Raw genomic sequence first — 16,414 nt, forward strand, 5'->3', positions numbered from 1 at the left:
AAGTGTTTATTTCAATTTTTTTTCTGTTCGCTTTTTTTTTCAACAAAATAAAGAAAAACGCTCTAATTTTATGCTGATAGCGTGAAATCCGAACAGCTTTCTCTAGCCGACTCACGTAAGATAGAAGATAAATTATGGTATAGGTAACCTTTATTATGCAATTTAGCGAACAACGTTCAGCTTCTCAAAAAAATCTTTCTTATATAGTTGCTGAAAAATTAGGTAAACAAATTCTTTCTGGTCACTATGAACCTGAATCTTTGTTACCAGGAGAAATAGAATTAGCAGAATTACTCTCCGTCAGCAGGACTGTTATTCGAGAAGCAATAAAAATGCTTGCAGCTAAAGGAATGCTTTTACCTCGTCCAAGAATAGGTACTCGTGTTACTCCAATGCAAAATTGGAATCTATTAGATAATGATCTTCTTAATTGGTGGATAGACAGTGGTGAATTTAATAAGGTCAGCCATTATTTCCATCACGTTCGTTTAGCAATAGAACCTCAAGCATGTTATTTAGCCGCATTTAATGCAACTGAAAGCCAAAAACAGTCTCTTGCTTTATTTGGTAGAGAAATGCAGTTGCTTGATGAGAATTTTGATAGACAACATTGGTTAGATATCGATACTCAATTTCACTATCTTATTTATCAAGCAAGTGGTAATCCATTCTTTGCCTCTTTCGGCTCATTATTTCTTTCTGCTTATAAAAAGTATTTCGATCTTATTGTGGGTAATGAAACCGTTCAGCCAGAAACGCATAACCAAATTGTGCAAGCTATTATTGATAAAGATGGAATTAAGGCGCGTGACCTCTGTTTAATCTTATTAACGAGTGATTGAATAGTTTTAATACAAATTTTGTAGGTTTTCTGTTTATAATGAAGCGATAATCAAAATATAGAACAAAGACGGTATATGCTTCATGTTGAAATCCGCCAAAAATATGTCTGGGTTGCCTTGGATTGCTGCAATGGCTTTTTTTATGCAGGCTCTCGATGCAACCATTCTTAATACGGCATTACCAGACATAGCAAAAAGCCTTAATCATTCTCCTCTTGCCATGCAATCGGCTGTTATCAGCTATACCTTAACTGTTGCCTTATTAATTCCCGTCAGTGGATGGCTAGCTGATAGATTTGGAACGCGTAAAATTTTTATTATTGCGGTTTCTTTATTCTCAGGTGGCTCTTTATTATGTGCACTTTCTCCTAACCTTACTTTTCTTGTTATTTCACGGATTATACAAGGTATAGGTGGCGCAATGATGATGCCGGTTGCACGCCTTGCTTTATTAAGAGCTTATCCGCGCAGCGAATTATTACCCATTCTTAATTTTGTCACTATGCCCGGATTAGTCGGCCCCATAGCAGGACCTCTTTTAGGTGGGGTATTGGTTACTTATGCCTCTTGGCATTGGATATTTATTATAAATATTCCTATTGGTCTATTAGGTATTTTCTATGCCATAAAACATATGCCTAATTTCACTATGCCAAAACGTAAATTTGATTTGCTTGGCTTTATTTTCTTTGGTTTTGGCTTAGTCATGCTTTCTGTCAGCCTTGATCTTTTTGGTGATAAAAATATCTCTCGATATATTCCTATTGCCATTATTTTAGGTGGCTTTTTTTTACTGGGGTTATACGTCAATCATGCAAGACGCCACCAGCAACCACTTATCCCTCTTAATATATTTAAAACACGAACTTTCTCTGTCGGTATTGCGGGAAATATTGCAACAAGATTAGGTACTGGCTGTATTCCTTTCTTAATGCCGCTCATGTTACAGGTTGGGTTTGGTTATCCTGCTATTATTTCAGGAATGATGATGGCACCAATGGCATTAGGTTCTATTTTAGCAAAATCATTTGTTACTAAGATCTTAGTGAAATTTAGTTATCGCCGAACGCTCTTTGCTATCACGATTATTATTGGTTTGATGATCGCCCAGTTCTCTCTTCAATCGCCAGAAATGTCTATTTATTATCTTGTTATCCCACTCTTTTTATTAGGCGTGGTGATGTCGATACAATTTACGTCGATGAATACAATTTCATTGGCTGATTTAACAGATAATAATGCGAGTTCAGGAAATAGTGTTTTAGCGGTTACCCAACAACTCGCTATTAGTTTTGGTATTGCGGTGAGTGCATCTATTTTAGGGTATTTTGATACTGAAAATGTGGGCACTACAGTTGATAACTTTCATTATACTTTTATTACTGTTGGTATCATTACATTGCTTTCTTCCTTTGTATTTTTACTCCTTGATAAACATGATGGTGATAATCTTACTAATAAAAAGAAAAAAGCCTGATAATGTTATTCAAACTAAAAAAGAGAGCCGATGCTCTCTTTTTCTTTATATGAAATAGAAAAATACATTATAAAGATGAAGCTAAAAAAGTATCTACCTCATGACGCCATGGTACTGATGGCTGAGCGCCTGCTCGAGTAACGGCAATAGCAGCCGCTGCATGAGCAAACTTAATCGCAGGCATCATAGATTGCCCTTCTAATAAAGCCGTGATTAGCGCGCCATTAAAGGTATCACCCGCAGCGATAGTATCAACAGCTTTCACTTTAAATGCAGGAACAATACAACCTTTACTATTTTTCTCACTCACCCAAACACCACGGCTTCCTAATGTAATAAGAACTGTTTTAATACCTTTATGATGCAGCACATCCGCTGCTTGTTGAGCGCTTTCATCATCTATTACTTTAATTCCAGTCAGATATTCAGTCTCTGTTTCGTTTGGAGTAATAATATCGACAAGTGATAACAGCTCATCAGGTAATGCTTGGGCTGGTGCGGGGTTTAGTATTACTTGCACATTTTCTTGTTTAGCGATTTCAGCTGCTTTTAATACTGAATCAAGTGGCGATTCTAATTGCATTAACAGAGCATCAGCTTCTTTTATAATATTTCCATAACGCTGAACATAACTTGTATCTAATCGTCCATTAGCACCAGCATGAATACCAATAATATTTTCACCCTGTTGATTAACGAAAATCAGCGCAACACCTGTTGCCACATCATCAATTAACTCAATGCTATTGGTATCAATGTTATCTGTTATTAATTGAGCTTTGGCTTTTTTACCAATATCGTCATTCCCTAAACAAGCAAGAAACGAAATATTAGCACCACAACGCCCAGCAGCAACCGCCTGATTAGCACCTTTACCGCCAAATACCATTTGAAATTGGTTGCCTGAAATGGTTTCACCAGGAAGCGGAAAATGGGCAACATTAAGAATATGATCAGCATTAACACTACCTAAAATCACAAGTTTCTTCGCTTCCATGATTTTTCCTTACTTTCAGTAATAAATTCTAGATGTATTGCATAAATGACATTCAATATTTTAAACCGATCATCTCAGCAACATTAATGAAAAAACGTGATCACTATCGAAACGTTTCGCTAGTAAAACAAAAAAGAACCAAAAATAAGCAGTAGGAAGCTGAATCGATTTTTGCTATAAACAATTTGTGTGCTAATAGAATGTTTGACTATATGCCAGCAATCCTTTTCTGATATTTTCGGAGGGATGAAGAAAATAAGTACCCATGATTAGGAGTGTTTATGCAACTTGCAGAGCGGATTTCACAACTTAGCCAATATCTTGAAACTGGGCTTTATGAGCGACAGTCTGCTATCCGTCTTTGTCTGCTTGCAGCACTGAGTGGTGAGAGTGTTTTCTTACTTGGCCCTCCAGGTATTGCTAAAAGCTTAATAGCTAGAAGAATGAAAGAAGCCTTTAAAGAGGCTAAAGCTTTTGAATACCTAATGACGCGTTTTTCAACACCCGAAGAAATTTTTGGCCCTTTATCTATTCAAGCCTTAAAAGATGAAGGTAAATATCAGCGTTTGGTTGACGGATATTTACCTGATGCTGAAGTTGTCTTTCTAGATGAAATATGGAAAGCAGGACCCGCTATTCTTAATACGTTATTAACAGCGATTAATGAGCGTAAATTTAGAAATGGAGAAGCTGAAGTTGCTATTCCAATGCGTTTATTAGTATCAGCCTCTAATGAATTACCTGATTCAGACAGTAGTCTTGAAGCACTATATGACCGAATGCTTATTCGTATTTGGTTAACAAAAGTTCAGGATAAGAAAAACTTTCGTGCATTACTTATTAATAAAGAAGTAGGCTCTTTTCATATTCCAGAACATCTTAAAATTACCGCAGAAGAGTTTTCACGTTGGCAATCAGAATTAGAAAAGGTCACTTTAGATGACCATCTATTTGATTTAATTTATCAACTTCGTGAGTCTTTAGATAAAAGTGATGCTGCACCTTATGTTTCTGATAGACGTTGGAAAAAAGCAGTACGCCTTTTACAAGCCAGTGCTTTTTTTAATGGCCGTAGTGTTATTTCACCATTAGATCTTATTTTATTAAAAGATTGCCTATGGCATGACCAAGCATCATTTGCATTATTAGATAAGTTATTGCAAAGCCTTTTAACAGAACAAGCCTACCACCAGCTCGAGTTGATTAGAAAAACAGAAAGTTTATGGGCTGAGTGGATGCAATCGACAAGAAGTAAGCAAGATCAACAGGCTTTTCGTTTTGAAAAACAAAGTGGAATGTTTGGACGAAATGCACATTTTAGCCTATCAGATAAAATGCAGGCTGATAAATTTACCCTGTTTTTACACATCCCTCTGCATATCCATAGTATCCAAGTTAACTTTATTACTCTCGAGAAAAAGGCATTAGAAAACTTTTTGGCCAAAGGGGATGAGTTACTCGCACGTTTAAATGGTATTGGTTTCCCTCAATCAATTAATGCACAAATACGCCAAGATGGCGTATTAGAAATTTTGGATGTGAGTCGTCGAACAACATCTCTTTATCAACAAAAAGAGACAGCGCCTGCTGTTCCTATTGGCGATAACAAAGAGTGGCAAGATAAGTTAAAAGATCTGACTCAAGAAATTTATGGTGAGCAGGAAAAATTTAATCATCATCAACCAAATTTATTTATTGATAATGATTGGCTTATTTCCATCGAACAAAGTTTTGTTCAGCTTAATGAAAAATTATCGCAATTAAAAAGCCAAATAAAGTAGTGATATTATGCTGACACTTTCAACATTAGATATGCTTTTAGCTATAAATGAAGGACAGCTTATTGAAGAAGTTATTATTGCTGTGCTTGCATCCCCTCAATTAGCGGTATTTTTTGAAAAGCACCCAAGGCTCAAAAAAGCCTTATTGAAAGATATCCATCAATGGAAAAAAAGCTTACAACAAAGAGTAAAAGAGACATTGGTCCCTACAATGATTGCTGATGAGTTTGCGCTTTATCAACAGACCCAATCATTTGGTAACGCCATATTTAATCAGCAAGTAGAACAAATACTGGCTGAATTAAACAAGCTAGACTCCTCTTTTACTGACGAAGCATCGCAATTGGTTAAAACCAATAAGCCTTTTTCACCCGCTCAACAAGCTTTGTTTATTCAACACTGGCGGATAAGTTTAATTTTCCAAGTCACTGCATTACACAAAGCCTTATTTGACCAAGAACAAGAACAACTCCTTGCAGAACTTCAGGAACGTTTAGCGCTAAGTGGAAGCTTAAGTAATACATTTTCAGAAAATGAGCGGGCTGCTGGGCGTTTATGGGATATGAGCAAAGGCGTTGTAACAAAAACCCCCTTCGATGAGAAAATTATTCAACGTTATAGCGACTTTCTCGATCAACAACCTGAATTGCATAAACTCGCAAGTTTGCTAGGTCGTAGTAAAACAGCAAAATCACTGCCTGAAGAGAGTGTTATTTTTGAACCAGTAACTATTGTTGAGAAAGCACCAGATACAACACCAGAGCAAGTCAATGGTATAGGGCTTAGTGATGATATCTTACGCTTACTTCCGACAGAGCTAGCCTTGTTAGGTATTAATGAAATCGAATATGAGTTTTATCGCAAGCTGGTGGAAAAACAGCTCAATACTTATCGATTACAAGGAGATAATTGGCAAGAGCGTACTGTATTACGTCCAGTAACTCATCATCATGATGAAGAAAGACCAAGAGGACCTTTTATTGTATGTATTGATACATCAGGTTCGATGGGAGGATTTAACGAACAGTGTGCTAAAGCTTTTGGATTAGCATTGATGAAAATAGCGCTAGCTGATAATCGTTCATGCCATGTGATGTTATTTTCTACTGAAACGGTACATTATCAATTGTCATCACCCAATGGGCTGCAAGATCTTATCAAGTTTTTGAATCAGTCATTTAGAGGAGGCACGGACTTAAGTGCTTGTTTAGATAATGTCGCAGAAAAACTAAATAGCCCAGCATGGAAAGATGCTGATGCTGTTGTTATTTCTGACTTTGTCGCCCAAAGGTTACCCGAAAACCTAATCAACAAAATCAAAAAAAGCCAACAGCAACAGCACAATCGCTTCCATGCGGTTACCCTATCCAATTACGGTAAACCCAGTATCATGAAAATCTTTGACCATATATGGCGTTTTGATACTGGATTAAAAAGCCGTTTACTTCGACGCTGGCGCCAATAATTACAGCATATCAGCGAAAGCTAAGCGGGTGTCCTTTTCCCATACGCCACATTGTACTTGTCCAATGTGCTCTTTTTGTAGCAGTAACATCACTAAACGAGATTGGCCAATACCACCACCGATAGTTTGTGGCATATCACCATGCATTAATGCTTTGTGCCAATCTAGTTCAAGACGCTTAGTATCATCTGTTAATGTTAGCTGACGCATTAATGTTTCAGGATCAACACGGATACCCATTGATGACAATTCAAACGCATCTTGTAGAACTGGGTTCCAAACAAGAATGTCGCCGTTTAAACCTTCAAATCCATCTTCGTTTGGTGTTGTCCAGTCATCATAGTCTGGCGCTCTTACATCATGAGCTTCGCCACTTGATAATTTGCCACCAATACCAATTAAGAAAACAGCACCATATTCTTTTGCAATCGCTTTTTCACGGCCTTTAGCATCAAGGTCTGGATAACGACGCAGTAACTCTTCAGTGTGGATAAATTGAATTTGATCTGGCAGGAACGGTACCAGACCAAATTCTTCGCTGACGGCTTTTTCAGTTTCTTTTATTGCCTGATAAATTTTACCCACTGTCTGCTTAAGATAAGGAACTGTACGCTCTTTACCTTCCATCACTTTTTCCCAGTCCCACTGATCAACATAAACAGAGTGGATCTGAGTTAAGCGATCTTCGTCTGGTCGTAACGCTTTCATATGCGTATAAAGACCTTGACCAGAACTAAATCCAAAACGAGCTAATGTTTTACGTTTCCACTTAGCTAATGAATGGACAACCTCAAAAGTAGAATCTGGTAAAGATTTGACTTTAACTTGTACTGCCTTCTCATGACCAGATAAGTTATCTTGAGTTCCATCACCAAGGCGACTTAAGATCGGTCCTTGAACTTCAATCAGTCCTAATTCTTTTTCCAGCAGTCGTGAAAAATAAGATTTAACAAAGCTAATTTGCTGTTGAGTCTGGATGAATGATTTTTCCATTTTTATATTCCTAGTGGTGATGTCGTGTTTCGCTGATATAGATTAAGCAACAAAACAGGTACTAAATTCAATATACTTCATTAAAAATAGCCTTGCTTGTTTTAAATCGTTAAAAATAACGCTATAAAAATGTATTATCGTTAAAAACAGAGAGGATTTATGGACAATATTTATCAGATCGATAATCTCGATCGAGACATACTTCACGCATTAATGGCAAATGCGAGAACACCTTACGCTGAATTAGCCAAAAAATTCGAAGTAAGCCCTGGCACAATTCATGTTCGAGTAGAGAAAATGAAGCAGGCAGGAATTATTACAGGCACTCGAGTTGATATTAGTGAAAAGCAACTTGGTTTTGATGTCTGCTGCTTTATAGGCATTATTCTTAAGAGTGCAAAAGACTATCACACCGCATTAGATAAATTAGATAAGTTAGATGAAGTTGTAGAAGTGTACTATACAACAGGGCAATACAGTATTTTTACGAAGGTTATGTGTAAAAGTATAGAAGCCTTACAAGACGTACTTATCAACAAAATCCAGACAATTGATGAAATTCAATCAACCGAAACCCTGATCTCACTGCAAAACCCGATAATAAGGACGATCAAGCCATAAGAGTAAATTCTTATTTTTTTTTATAACCACATTATCCACAGGTAGATCCCAAGTGATTCACAGCGTACAATAGCGCGTCTTAAACATAAGGAGATCATTAATGAAAAAAGTCACTCTTATTAGTGGCAGTACCATGGGTAGTGCTGAATATGTAGCAGAACACCTTGCAGAGATCTTATCTGATGAAGGATTTGAGACTGATCTGCACCATGGACCTTCTCTTAATGATCTTCCTAATGAAGGGATCTGGCTGGTGGTGACATCAACGCATGGTGCAGGTGATCTTCCTGATAACCTACTGCCTTTTGCTAATGAAATATCGGCTGATTCTGTTGATCTTAGTAATGTCACCTTTGGTGCGATCGGCATAGGAAGTAGTGAATATGACACTTTCTGCGGTGCGATCAGAACATTGGATCAAAAATTGGTGGAAAAAGGGGCTACTCGCCTTGGCGATCGTCTCGAAATTGATATTCAAAAGTACGACATTCCGGAAGATCCAGCAGAAGAATGGATAGCTTCTTGGAAAAATTTACTTTAAATCGAACAAAAAAACAGCAAACGAATGTGGATAACTATGCTTAAAAGCAGGGGTTAACCCGTAGTTATCCATTGTATAAGGCTATATCAAGAAATGACCTGTGCATAAGTCGTCATTTTGATCCCAGCTTATCAGCAGATAGATCACGGATCATTCACAGTATATGATCCTTTACACTTTTATGATCTTTAAATAGAAAATCCACTTATCCACAGAGGATCGCTTCCCTAATAAAAGATCTAATAAAGAGATCTTTAAATAAAAAGATCTTTAAATAATTACCTGCGGATCTGCTCGCTTGTATCTGTCAAAAAGTTGAGTAGAATTCGTTTTCCCAATGCAACACATTCAGCATTCGTAACATTTAAGGTTCACACATGTTTTATCCAGAACACTTTGACGTCATTGTCATCGGTGGTGGTCACGCCGGTACAGAAGCCGCTATGGCTGCAGCTCGTATGGGGCGTCAAACCCTATTACTGACCCACAATATTGATACTTTGGGCCAAATGTCTTGTAACCCAGCTATTGGTGGGATTGGTAAAGGGCATCTGGTAAAAGAGATCGATGCCATGGGTGGATTAATGGCGACCGCTATTGACCATGCAGGGATCCAATTCAGAACCCTTAACGCAAGTAAAGGGCCAGCTGTAAGAGCAACAAGAGCACAAGCTGACCGTGTTCTTTATCGCCAAGCTGTTCGCACTACTCTTGAAAATCAACCTAATTTAATGATCTTCCAACAACCCGTTGAAGATCTCATTGTTGAAAACGACCAAGTAACAGGCGCTGTTACTCGCATGGGCTTAAAGTTCCGTGCTAAATCTGTTGTTCTAACAGTAGGTACTTTCCTTGATGGAAAAATCCATATTGGTTTAGAAAATTACAGCGGCGGTCGTGCAGGTGATCCACCATCAGTTTCGTTATCGCACAGACTACGTGAATTACCTCTACGTGTAGGTCGTTTAAAAACAGGTACTCCGCCTCGTATTGATGCTAGAACTATTGATTTTAGCCAATTAGCTGTTCAGTTGGGTGATACTCCAATGCCTGTTTTCTCGTTTTTAGGTAATGTAGATCAGCATCCTGAACAAATGCCTTGTCATGTCACATACACAAACGAAAAAACACACGACGTTATTCGTAATAACCTCGATCGTAGCCCAATGTATGCGGGTGTCATCGAAGGAATAGGCCCTCGTTATTGCCCATCTATTGAAGATAAGGTGATGAGATTTGCTGATCGTAATTCACATCAGATCTTTTTAGAGCCTGAAGGCTTAACCAGTAACGAAATTTACCCAAATGGTATTTCAACAAGTTTACCTTTCGATGTTCAAATGCAAATCGTAAATTCCATGAAAGGCATGGAAAATGCGAAGATCATTAGACCTGGCTATGCTATTGAATATGATTTCTTCGATCCAAGAGATCTAAAACAAACCCTAGAAAGTAAATTTATCAATGGGTTATTCTTTGCTGGGCAAATTAACGGTACAACCGGTTATGAAGAGGCTGCAGCTCAAGGCATGCTTGCGGGTCTTAATGCGGCACGTTACGCCTTCGATCAAGAAGGTTGGTTCCCACGTCGAGATCAAGCTTACATCGGTGTATTAGTTGACGATCTTTGTACACTAGGTACAAAAGAACCGTATCGTATGTTTACCTCGCGTGCTGAATATCGCTTGATGCTACGTGAAGATAATGCAGATTTACGTCTGACTGAAATTGGACGTGAATTAGGAATGGTTGATGATAACCGTTGGGCGCAATTTAGCGAAAAAGTGGAGTTAGTTGAAAAAGAGCGTCAACGTTTAAGAGATATTTGGGTTCATCCAAAAGCAGATAATATTTCTGAAATTAACGAGTTACTTAATACGCCACTATCGAAAGAAGCTAATGGTGAAGATCTATTACGTCGCCCTGAAATGACGTATGACATTTTGAAAAAAATCCCTCATTTTGCGCCGGGTATTGACGATTCAAAACCACAAGCTGCGGAACAAGTTGAGATCCAAGTTAAGTACGAAGGTTATATTAATCGCCAACAAGAAGAGATCGAAAAACAACTGCGCAATGAAAATGCGACGTTACCGATTGATCTGGACTATAAACAAGTTAGCGGATTATCTAACGAAGTTATTGCGAAACTTAACGATCACAAACCAACATCGATTGGTCAAGCATCAAGGATCTCAGGTGTCACACCTGCTGCTATCTCTATTTTATTAGTTTGGTTGAAAAAACAAGGCCTATTACGCAGGAGTGCATCATGAGTGACTTACTTAATCGGCTAAAAAAGCTGGCTAAGCAAGCCAATATTGAGCTAACCGATCTTCAAGCTGAAAAGCTAATCGGTTATGTTGCTATGCTTGATAAATGGAATAAAGCCTACAACCTCACCTCTGTAAGAGATCCACAACAAATGCTTATCCGTCACATTTTGGATAGCATTGTTGTGAGCCAATATCTTGAAGGTGAAAGATTTATTGATGTGGGTACAGGTCCTGGGCTACCCGGTATTCCGCTGGCGATAATGCGTCCCGATCACCAGTTTGTCTTATTGGATAGCTTAGGCAAGCGAGTTCGCTTTATGAAACAAGTTCAGCACGAGCTAGAACTTAATAATATCGAGCCAGTTCAATACCGTGTTGAAGAATACCAAACAGAGACCCCTTTTGACGGTGTTATCAGTCGGGCATTTGCATCAATGAACGATATGCTTTCTTGGTGTTCACATTTAGTGACTCAAGAACATGGTCGTTTCTATGCATTGAAAGGACAAATTCATCAAGAAGAGTTGGATGAACTTGCTGATAATGGATTAAAAATGCCTGAAAAAGTGATCAGCTTATCCATACCTGAATTGAATGAACAAAGGCATTTGGTGATTATTTAATCAAACATCTTGTGTTTCATTGATCTTTTTTTCATTTTTTGTGCTCTGGCGATAATATTTACAATGTTATCGCCATTTGTTTTATGGGGTTTTATGTGAAACATTAAAATTCACCCAACTAAAACAATAAATTAACAATTTCTTATCTTTTGTTTTAATTCACTTTTTAACCTTGGTTTTTCTCTTTTTATTTCCAAAATAAATTAATAATTCTGTGCATTATAAAAATATTGAATTTATTTAATTAAAATTCGGTTAATTATTTTTCAATTGCCACTAAATTGTTCATAAAAGGGCATTTATTTGTTAACCCCGTTATATAATTTATGAAATAAGCTTTATTTATACTTTTGTATTTGTGATGTATATCACGCTATTTATTTTATTCAGCTCTATTATTTTTACTCTTTTTGTTCTTAATCATTTTTCATAAATGGAACCTTGGTAAGAAATTTAAATTAATCTTCACTTTTTCGCTACTTATTGATTGAATTCATTGCCACGCCCCGTATAATTTGCTCGTTTTTGTCACTTGACACTTTATAGCAAAGACAGTTTGATACATCATTCAGTAATACCTTTTACGATAGCTAGTCTGGAGAATACAAACGTCATGTCTGTCTCCCTCTACAGCGGGAAAGTTGCACTGAAACTGTTATTTTTGCAGTTTATGACTTTTGTTATTCTCAGTGCGGGTTTCTACTTAAAGAGTACAGACTGGAGTTTTTCGGCTTTTTTAGGCGGGTTGGCATGTTGGTTACCCAATATTGCTTTTCTTTTGTTAATGCGCTTACAAAAAGTCAACGACGAAGAAACTCCAGTTCGCATAAACTGGCTTTTTGCTTTCAGTGAAGGGTTGAAGGTTATATTATCAATAGCCTTGCTGATTGTTGCTTTAGGAGTGTTTAAAGCGGCATTTGCACCACTGGTCATGACCTACTTAGCGGTGCTTGTTATGCAGGTCGTTGCACCAGCCGTCATTAACGGTTAGCGTTTTTAACAACAAAAGGGTAATTGGCATCATGTCTGCATCAGGAGAAGCATTAACCACTAGAGACTACATAGGTCACCATCTGAATAACCTTCAGTTGGACCTACGTACTTTCGAGTTGGTCAATCCCCATGCTGAAAATGCGCCATCATTCTGGGTGTTAAATATTGACTCACTTTTCTTTTCAGTACTGATGGGAGCACTATTCCTATGGCTGTTTAGAAAAGTAGCAGTAAGAGCAACCAGTGGCGTACCGGGAAAATTCCAGACTGCAGTAGAAATGATCATTGGTTTCGTTGATAGCAGCGTCCGTGATATGTATCACGGAAAGAGCAAGGTCATTGCACCTTTGGCATTGACTGTGTTCGTTTGGGTGCTGTTAATGAATGCCCTGGATTTATTACCAATCGACTTCATCCCTTATATCGGTGAACACATCTTTGGGTTACCAGCGTTACGCATCGTTCCGACTGCGGACGTGAGTATTACTCTATCGATGGCAATTGGTGTATTTATCCTGATCCTTTTCTATAGCATTAAGATGAAAGGCATAAAAGGGTTTACAAAAGAGCTGACTTTACAGCCTTTTAATCACCCAATTTTTATTCCTGTCAACTTAATCTTGGAAGGGGTAAGCCTGCTATCTAAACCTGTTTCCCTCGGTCTTCGACTGTTTGGTAACATGTATGCAGGTGAACTGATCTTTATTCTTATTGCTGGTCTGTTACCGTGGTGGTCACAGTGGTTATTAAGCCTTCCTTGGGCGATATTCCACATACTGATTATTACGTTACAAGCATTTATTTTCATGGTTCTAACGATTGTCTATCTGTCGATGGCATCTGAAGAACATTAATTATTAACTCTTTGAAGAAATAACTGAAACAAACTGGAGACTGTCATGGAAAACCTGAGTATGGATCTGCTGTACATGGCTGCCGCTATTATGATGGGTTTAGCTGCAATCGGTGCTGCAATCGGTATCGGAATCCTCGGAGGCAAATTTTTAGAAGGTGCTGCTCGTCAGCCTGATCTGATCCCTCTTCTGCGTACACAGTTCTTTATCGTTATGGGTCTGGTTGACGCCATCCCAATGATTGCTGTGGGTCTGGGCCTTTACGTGATGTTTGCTGTTGCCTAATGATGGCAATGAGCAGTAAAAGCATCAAGTTAGTTTATAACCAAGAAAGAGGTATTGTGCTGTGAATTTAAATGCAACAATCCTCGGCCAGGCCGTCGCATTTGTCCTGTTTGTTTTGTTCTGTATGAAATTCGTATGGCCACCAATTATGGCGGCCATTGAAAAACGTCAAAAAGAAATTGCTGACGGTTTATCATCTGCAGAACGTGCTAAAAAGGACTTAGATTTAGCGAAAGCCGATGCAGGCGATCAGCTAGCGAAAGCAAAAGCAGAAGCTCAAGCAATCATTGAATCAGCGAATAAACAACGCACTCAAATGATTGAAGATGCTAAAGCAGAAGCAGAGCAAGAACGTAGTAAGATCGTTGCACAAGCTCAATCCGAACTGGATGCAGAGCGTAAACGTGCTCGTGAAGAACTTCGTAAACAAGTCGCAATGCTGGCTATCGCAGGTGCCGAGAAAATTATTGAACGTTCCGTGGATGAAGCTGCTAATAGCGACATCGTTGATAAACTGGTCGCTGAACTGTAAGGAGGGAGGGGCATGTCTGAAATAGCAACGGTAGCTCGCCCCTACGCCAAAGCAGCTTTTGACTTTGCTGTGGAAAACCAGGCTGTCGATAAGTGGCAGGTTATGCTGGCGTTCACCGCTGAAGTAGCACGCAATGAGCAGGTAACCGAATTACTTTCTGGTTCTTTAGCATCAGAAAAACTGGCTGACATCTTTGTTGACCTTTGTGGCGAACAATTAGATGGTCATGCTCAGAATTTAATTCGTGTTATGGCTGATAATGGCCGTTTATCAACGTTGCCTGAAGTATTGAGCCAATTTATTCAATTGCGCGCAGTACTAGAGTCAACGGTTGACGTTGAAGTAACTTCTGCCATTGAGCTAACTAAACAGCAGCTAGCTAACATTTCTGCAGCGATGGAAAAACGTCTATCACGCAAAGTGAAGCTGAATTGCAAAATTGATAAGTCTGTTATCGCAGGCATGATTATACGCGCCGGTGACCTCGTCATCGATGGCAGTATTCGTGGCCGTTTAGAGCGATTAACTGACGTCTTGCAGTCTTAAGGGGACTGGAGCATATGCAACTGAATTCCACTGAAATCAGCGAACTGATCAAGCAGCGCATTGCTCAGTTCAATGTAGTGAGTGAAGCTCACAATGAAGGTACGATTGTATCCGTTAGTGACGGTATTATTCGTATCCACGGTTTAGCCGAAGTTATGCAGGGTGAGATGATCGCACTGCCGGGTAACCGTTTCGCTATCGCACTGAACTTAGAGCGCGACTCTGTTGGTGCGGTTGTGATGGGTCCTTATGCTGACTTAGCAGAAGGCATGAAAGTTAAATGTACAGGTCGTATTCTGGAAGTTCCTGTTGGGCGTGGTCTGCTTGGCCGTGTGGTAAACACACTGGGTGAGCCGATTGATGGTAAAGGTGCAGTAGAGCATGATGGATTCTCACCTGTTGAGATGATTGCTCCTGGTGTTATCGACCGTCAATCAGTTGATCAGCCTGTACAAACAGGTTACAAATCCGTCGATGCCATGATCCCAATTGGTCGTGGTCAGCGTGAATTGATCATCGGTGACCGTCAAACAGGTAAAACTGCTCTGGCTGTCGATGCTATCATCAACCAACGCGACTCTGGCATTAAATGTATCTATGTCGCTATCGGTCAGAAAGCCTCTACTATTTCGAACGTTGTTCGTAAATTAGAAGAACATGGCGCGTTAGAAAACACCATTGTTGTTGTTGCTTCTGCATCAGAATCAGCAGCGCTGCAATACCTAGCACCTTATTCTGGTTGCGCAATGGGTGAATACTTCCGTGACCGTGGTGAAGATGCACTGATTATTTATGATGACCTGTCTAAACAGGCTGTCGCATACCGTCAAATTTCACTGTTACTTCGTCGTCCACCTGGACGTGAAGCATACCCTGGTGACGTTTTCTATCTGCACTCCCGTTTACTTGAGCGTGCTGCTCGCGTTAATGCTGAGTACGTAGAAGCATTCACTAATGGTGAAGTTAAAGGTAAAACCGGCTCTCTGACTGCGTTACCTATTATCGAAACGCAAGCAGGGGACGTTTCTGCATTCGTTCCTACGAACGTAATCTCTATTACCGATGGTCAGATCTTCTTAGAATCTAACCTGTTTAACGCAGGTATCCGTCCAGCTGTTAACCCAGGGATCTCCGTATCTCGTGTTGGTGGTGCAGCTCAGACTAAGATCATGAAGAAACTTTCTGGTGGTATCCGTACTGCTCTTGCGCAGTATCGTGAGCTGGCAGCATTCTCACAGTTCGCTTCCGATCTGGACGATGCTACCCGTAAACAATTGAACCACGGTCAGAAAGTGACTGAATTGCTGAAACAGAAACAGTACGAACCAATGTCTGTCGCACAACAGTCTTTATCACTGTTTGCAGCAGAACGTGGTTATCTGGAAGATGTTGAAATTTCAAAAGTTGTGCCATTTGAAGCGGCTTTATTAGCTTATGCCTCTCGTGAACATGCTGATTTATTGAAAGAAATCAACCAGACTGGTACTTATAACGAAGAAATCGAAGCGAAGCTGAAAGGCGTGCTAGAAAACTTCAAAGCGACTCAGTCCTGGTAATAACTATTCGGCCTAATAGTTAAACATTAGGC

16 protein-coding genes are annotated in these 16,414 nt (G+C 39.2%); 14 read left to right on the plus strand and 2 right to left on the minus strand.

Annotated elements, in window-relative coordinates; translation table 11 throughout:
- Window positions 1–155: 155 nt before the first annotated feature.
- Both QQS39_RS18335 and mdtD read left to right on the plus strand, forming a co-directional pair.
- Window positions 156–842 carry a FadR/GntR family transcriptional regulator gene (locus QQS39_RS18335; RefSeq protein WP_196570565.1) on the plus strand — a complete coding sequence of 229 codons (687 nt, stop codon included), beginning with the start codon at window positions 156–158 and terminating at the stop codon, window positions 840–842.
- Window positions 843–924: 82 nt separating this feature from the next.
- Window positions 925–2,319 carry a multidrug transporter subunit MdtD gene (mdtD, locus tag QQS39_RS18340; protein WP_285805126.1) on the plus strand — a complete coding sequence of 465 codons (1,395 nt, stop codon included), beginning with the start codon at window positions 925–927 and terminating at the stop codon, window positions 2,317–2,319.
- Window positions 2,320–2,386: 67 nt separating this feature from the next.
- On the opposite strand, the gene rbsK is transcribed toward mdtD, so the two are convergent.
- Window positions 2,387–3,316 (minus strand): ribokinase, encoded by a 930-nt coding sequence (rbsK, locus tag QQS39_RS18345; RefSeq protein WP_285805127.1) that lies wholly within the window; start codon window positions 3,314–3,316, stop codon window positions 2,387–2,389.
- Window positions 3,317–3,597: 281 nt separating this feature from the next.
- On the opposite strand from rbsK, the gene ravA reads away from it, so the two are divergent.
- Together ravA and viaA are read left to right on the plus strand one after the other, a co-directional pair.
- Window positions 3,598–5,097, plus strand: coding sequence for an ATPase RavA (ravA, locus tag QQS39_RS18350; RefSeq protein WP_151436487.1), 1,500 nt, complete (start codon window positions 3,598–3,600; stop codon window positions 5,095–5,097).
- A gap of 7 nt (window positions 5,098–5,104) precedes the next feature.
- Window positions 5,105–6,562 carry an ATPase RavA stimulator ViaA gene (gene viaA / locus QQS39_RS18355; protein ID WP_285805128.1) on the plus strand — a complete coding sequence of 486 codons (1,458 nt, stop codon included), beginning with the start codon at window positions 5,105–5,107 and terminating at the stop codon, window positions 6,560–6,562.
- Here the strand turns inward: viaA and asnA are convergent, their stop codons facing one another.
- The gene (gene asnA, locus QQS39_RS18360; RefSeq protein WP_151436489.1) at window positions 6,563–7,555 is read right to left on the minus strand and encodes an aspartate--ammonia ligase; all 993 of its coding nucleotides are present in this window, start codon (window positions 7,553–7,555) and stop codon (window positions 6,563–6,565) included.
- A gap of 159 nt (window positions 7,556–7,714) precedes the next feature.
- On the opposite strand from asnA, the gene asnC reads away from it, so the two are divergent.
- From asnC to atpA, 10 genes are all read left to right on the plus strand, one after another.
- A complete protein-coding gene (gene asnC, locus QQS39_RS18365; RefSeq protein WP_023583317.1) occupies window positions 7,715–8,176 on the plus strand; it encodes a transcriptional regulator AsnC in 462 nt (153 codons plus the stop codon).
- 100 nt (window positions 8,177–8,276) lie between these two features.
- Window positions 8,277–8,717 (plus strand): FMN-binding protein MioC, encoded by a 441-nt coding sequence (gene mioC, locus QQS39_RS18370; protein WP_151436490.1) that lies wholly within the window; start codon window positions 8,277–8,279, stop codon window positions 8,715–8,717.
- Window positions 8,718–9,094: 377 nt separating this feature from the next.
- Window positions 9,095–10,993, plus strand: coding sequence for a tRNA uridine-5-carboxymethylaminomethyl(34) synthesis enzyme MnmG (mnmG, locus tag QQS39_RS18375; RefSeq protein ID WP_151436491.1), 1,899 nt, complete (start codon window positions 9,095–9,097; stop codon window positions 10,991–10,993).
- On the plus strand, window positions 10,990–11,616 hold the full coding sequence (rsmG, locus tag QQS39_RS18380; RefSeq protein ID WP_151436492.1) for a 16S rRNA (guanine(527)-N(7))-methyltransferase RsmG: 627 nt from the start codon (window positions 10,990–10,992) through the stop codon (window positions 11,614–11,616). The genes mnmG and rsmG overlap by 4 nt, the downstream gene beginning before the upstream one ends.
- Before the next feature lie 613 nt (window positions 11,617–12,229).
- Window positions 12,230–12,607, plus strand: coding sequence for a F0F1 ATP synthase subunit I (gene atpI / locus QQS39_RS18385; protein WP_151436493.1), 378 nt, complete (start codon window positions 12,230–12,232; stop codon window positions 12,605–12,607).
- Window positions 12,608–12,638: 31 nt separating this feature from the next.
- Window positions 12,639–13,463, plus strand: coding sequence for a F0F1 ATP synthase subunit A (atpB, locus tag QQS39_RS18390; RefSeq protein ID WP_100157813.1), 825 nt, complete (start codon window positions 12,639–12,641; stop codon window positions 13,461–13,463).
- A gap of 45 nt (window positions 13,464–13,508) precedes the next feature.
- A complete protein-coding gene (atpE, locus tag QQS39_RS18395; protein WP_004246596.1) occupies window positions 13,509–13,748 on the plus strand; it encodes a F0F1 ATP synthase subunit C in 240 nt (79 codons plus the stop codon).
- 61 nt (window positions 13,749–13,809) lie between these two features.
- Complete coding sequence (gene atpF, locus QQS39_RS18400; protein ID WP_036914499.1) at window positions 13,810–14,280, plus strand: F0F1 ATP synthase subunit B; 471 nt, start codon at window positions 13,810–13,812, stop codon at window positions 14,278–14,280.
- Window positions 14,281–14,292: 12 nt separating this feature from the next.
- A complete protein-coding gene (gene atpH / locus QQS39_RS18405; RefSeq protein ID WP_006534344.1) occupies window positions 14,293–14,826 on the plus strand; it encodes a F0F1 ATP synthase subunit delta in 534 nt (177 codons plus the stop codon).
- A gap of 14 nt (window positions 14,827–14,840) precedes the next feature.
- On the plus strand, window positions 14,841–16,382 hold the full coding sequence (atpA, locus tag QQS39_RS18410) for a F0F1 ATP synthase subunit alpha (protein ID WP_006534343.1): 1,542 nt from the start codon (window positions 14,841–14,843) through the stop codon (window positions 16,380–16,382).
- Window positions 16,383–16,414: the final 32 nt, after the last annotated feature.

Origin of the sequence: Proteus appendicitidis (assembly GCF_030271835.1) — a bacterium.
Lineage (GTDB): Bacteria > Pseudomonadota > Gammaproteobacteria > Enterobacterales > Enterobacteriaceae > Proteus > Proteus appendicitidis.

Excerpts from the sequence above, each read along its gene's own strand:
- QQS39_RS18335 (WP_196570565.1), top strand. The coding sequence starts at position 156 with ATGCAATTTAGCGAACAACGTTCAGCTTCTCAAAAAAATCTTTCTTAT.
- mdtD (WP_285805126.1), top strand. The coding sequence starts at position 925 with ATGTTGAAATCCGCCAAAAATATGTCTGGGTTGCCTTGGATTGCTGCA.
- rbsK (WP_285805127.1), bottom strand. The coding sequence starts at position 3,316 with ATGGAAGCGAAGAAACTTGTGATTTTAGGTAGTGTTAATGCTGATCAT.
- ravA (WP_151436487.1), top strand. The coding sequence starts at position 3,598 with ATGCAACTTGCAGAGCGGATTTCACAACTTAGCCAATATCTTGAAACT.
- viaA (WP_285805128.1), top strand. The coding sequence starts at position 5,105 with ATGCTGACACTTTCAACATTAGATATGCTTTTAGCTATAAATGAAGGA.
- asnA (WP_151436489.1), bottom strand. The coding sequence starts at position 7,555 with ATGGAAAAATCATTCATCCAGACTCAACAGCAAATTAGCTTTGTTAAA.
- asnC (WP_023583317.1), top strand. The coding sequence starts at position 7,715 with ATGGACAATATTTATCAGATCGATAATCTCGATCGAGACATACTTCAC.
- mioC (WP_151436490.1), top strand. The coding sequence starts at position 8,277 with ATGAAAAAAGTCACTCTTATTAGTGGCAGTACCATGGGTAGTGCTGAA.
- mnmG (WP_151436491.1), top strand. The coding sequence starts at position 9,095 with ATGTTTTATCCAGAACACTTTGACGTCATTGTCATCGGTGGTGGTCAC.
- rsmG (WP_151436492.1), top strand. The coding sequence starts at position 10,990 with ATGAGTGACTTACTTAATCGGCTAAAAAAGCTGGCTAAGCAAGCCAAT.
- atpI (WP_151436493.1), top strand. The coding sequence starts at position 12,230 with ATGTCTGTCTCCCTCTACAGCGGGAAAGTTGCACTGAAACTGTTATTT.
- atpB (WP_100157813.1), top strand. The coding sequence starts at position 12,639 with ATGTCTGCATCAGGAGAAGCATTAACCACTAGAGACTACATAGGTCAC.
- atpE (WP_004246596.1), top strand. The coding sequence starts at position 13,509 with ATGGAAAACCTGAGTATGGATCTGCTGTACATGGCTGCCGCTATTATG.
- atpH (WP_006534344.1), top strand. The coding sequence starts at position 14,293 with ATGTCTGAAATAGCAACGGTAGCTCGCCCCTACGCCAAAGCAGCTTTT.
- atpA (WP_006534343.1), top strand. The coding sequence starts at position 14,841 with ATGCAACTGAATTCCACTGAAATCAGCGAACTGATCAAGCAGCGCATT.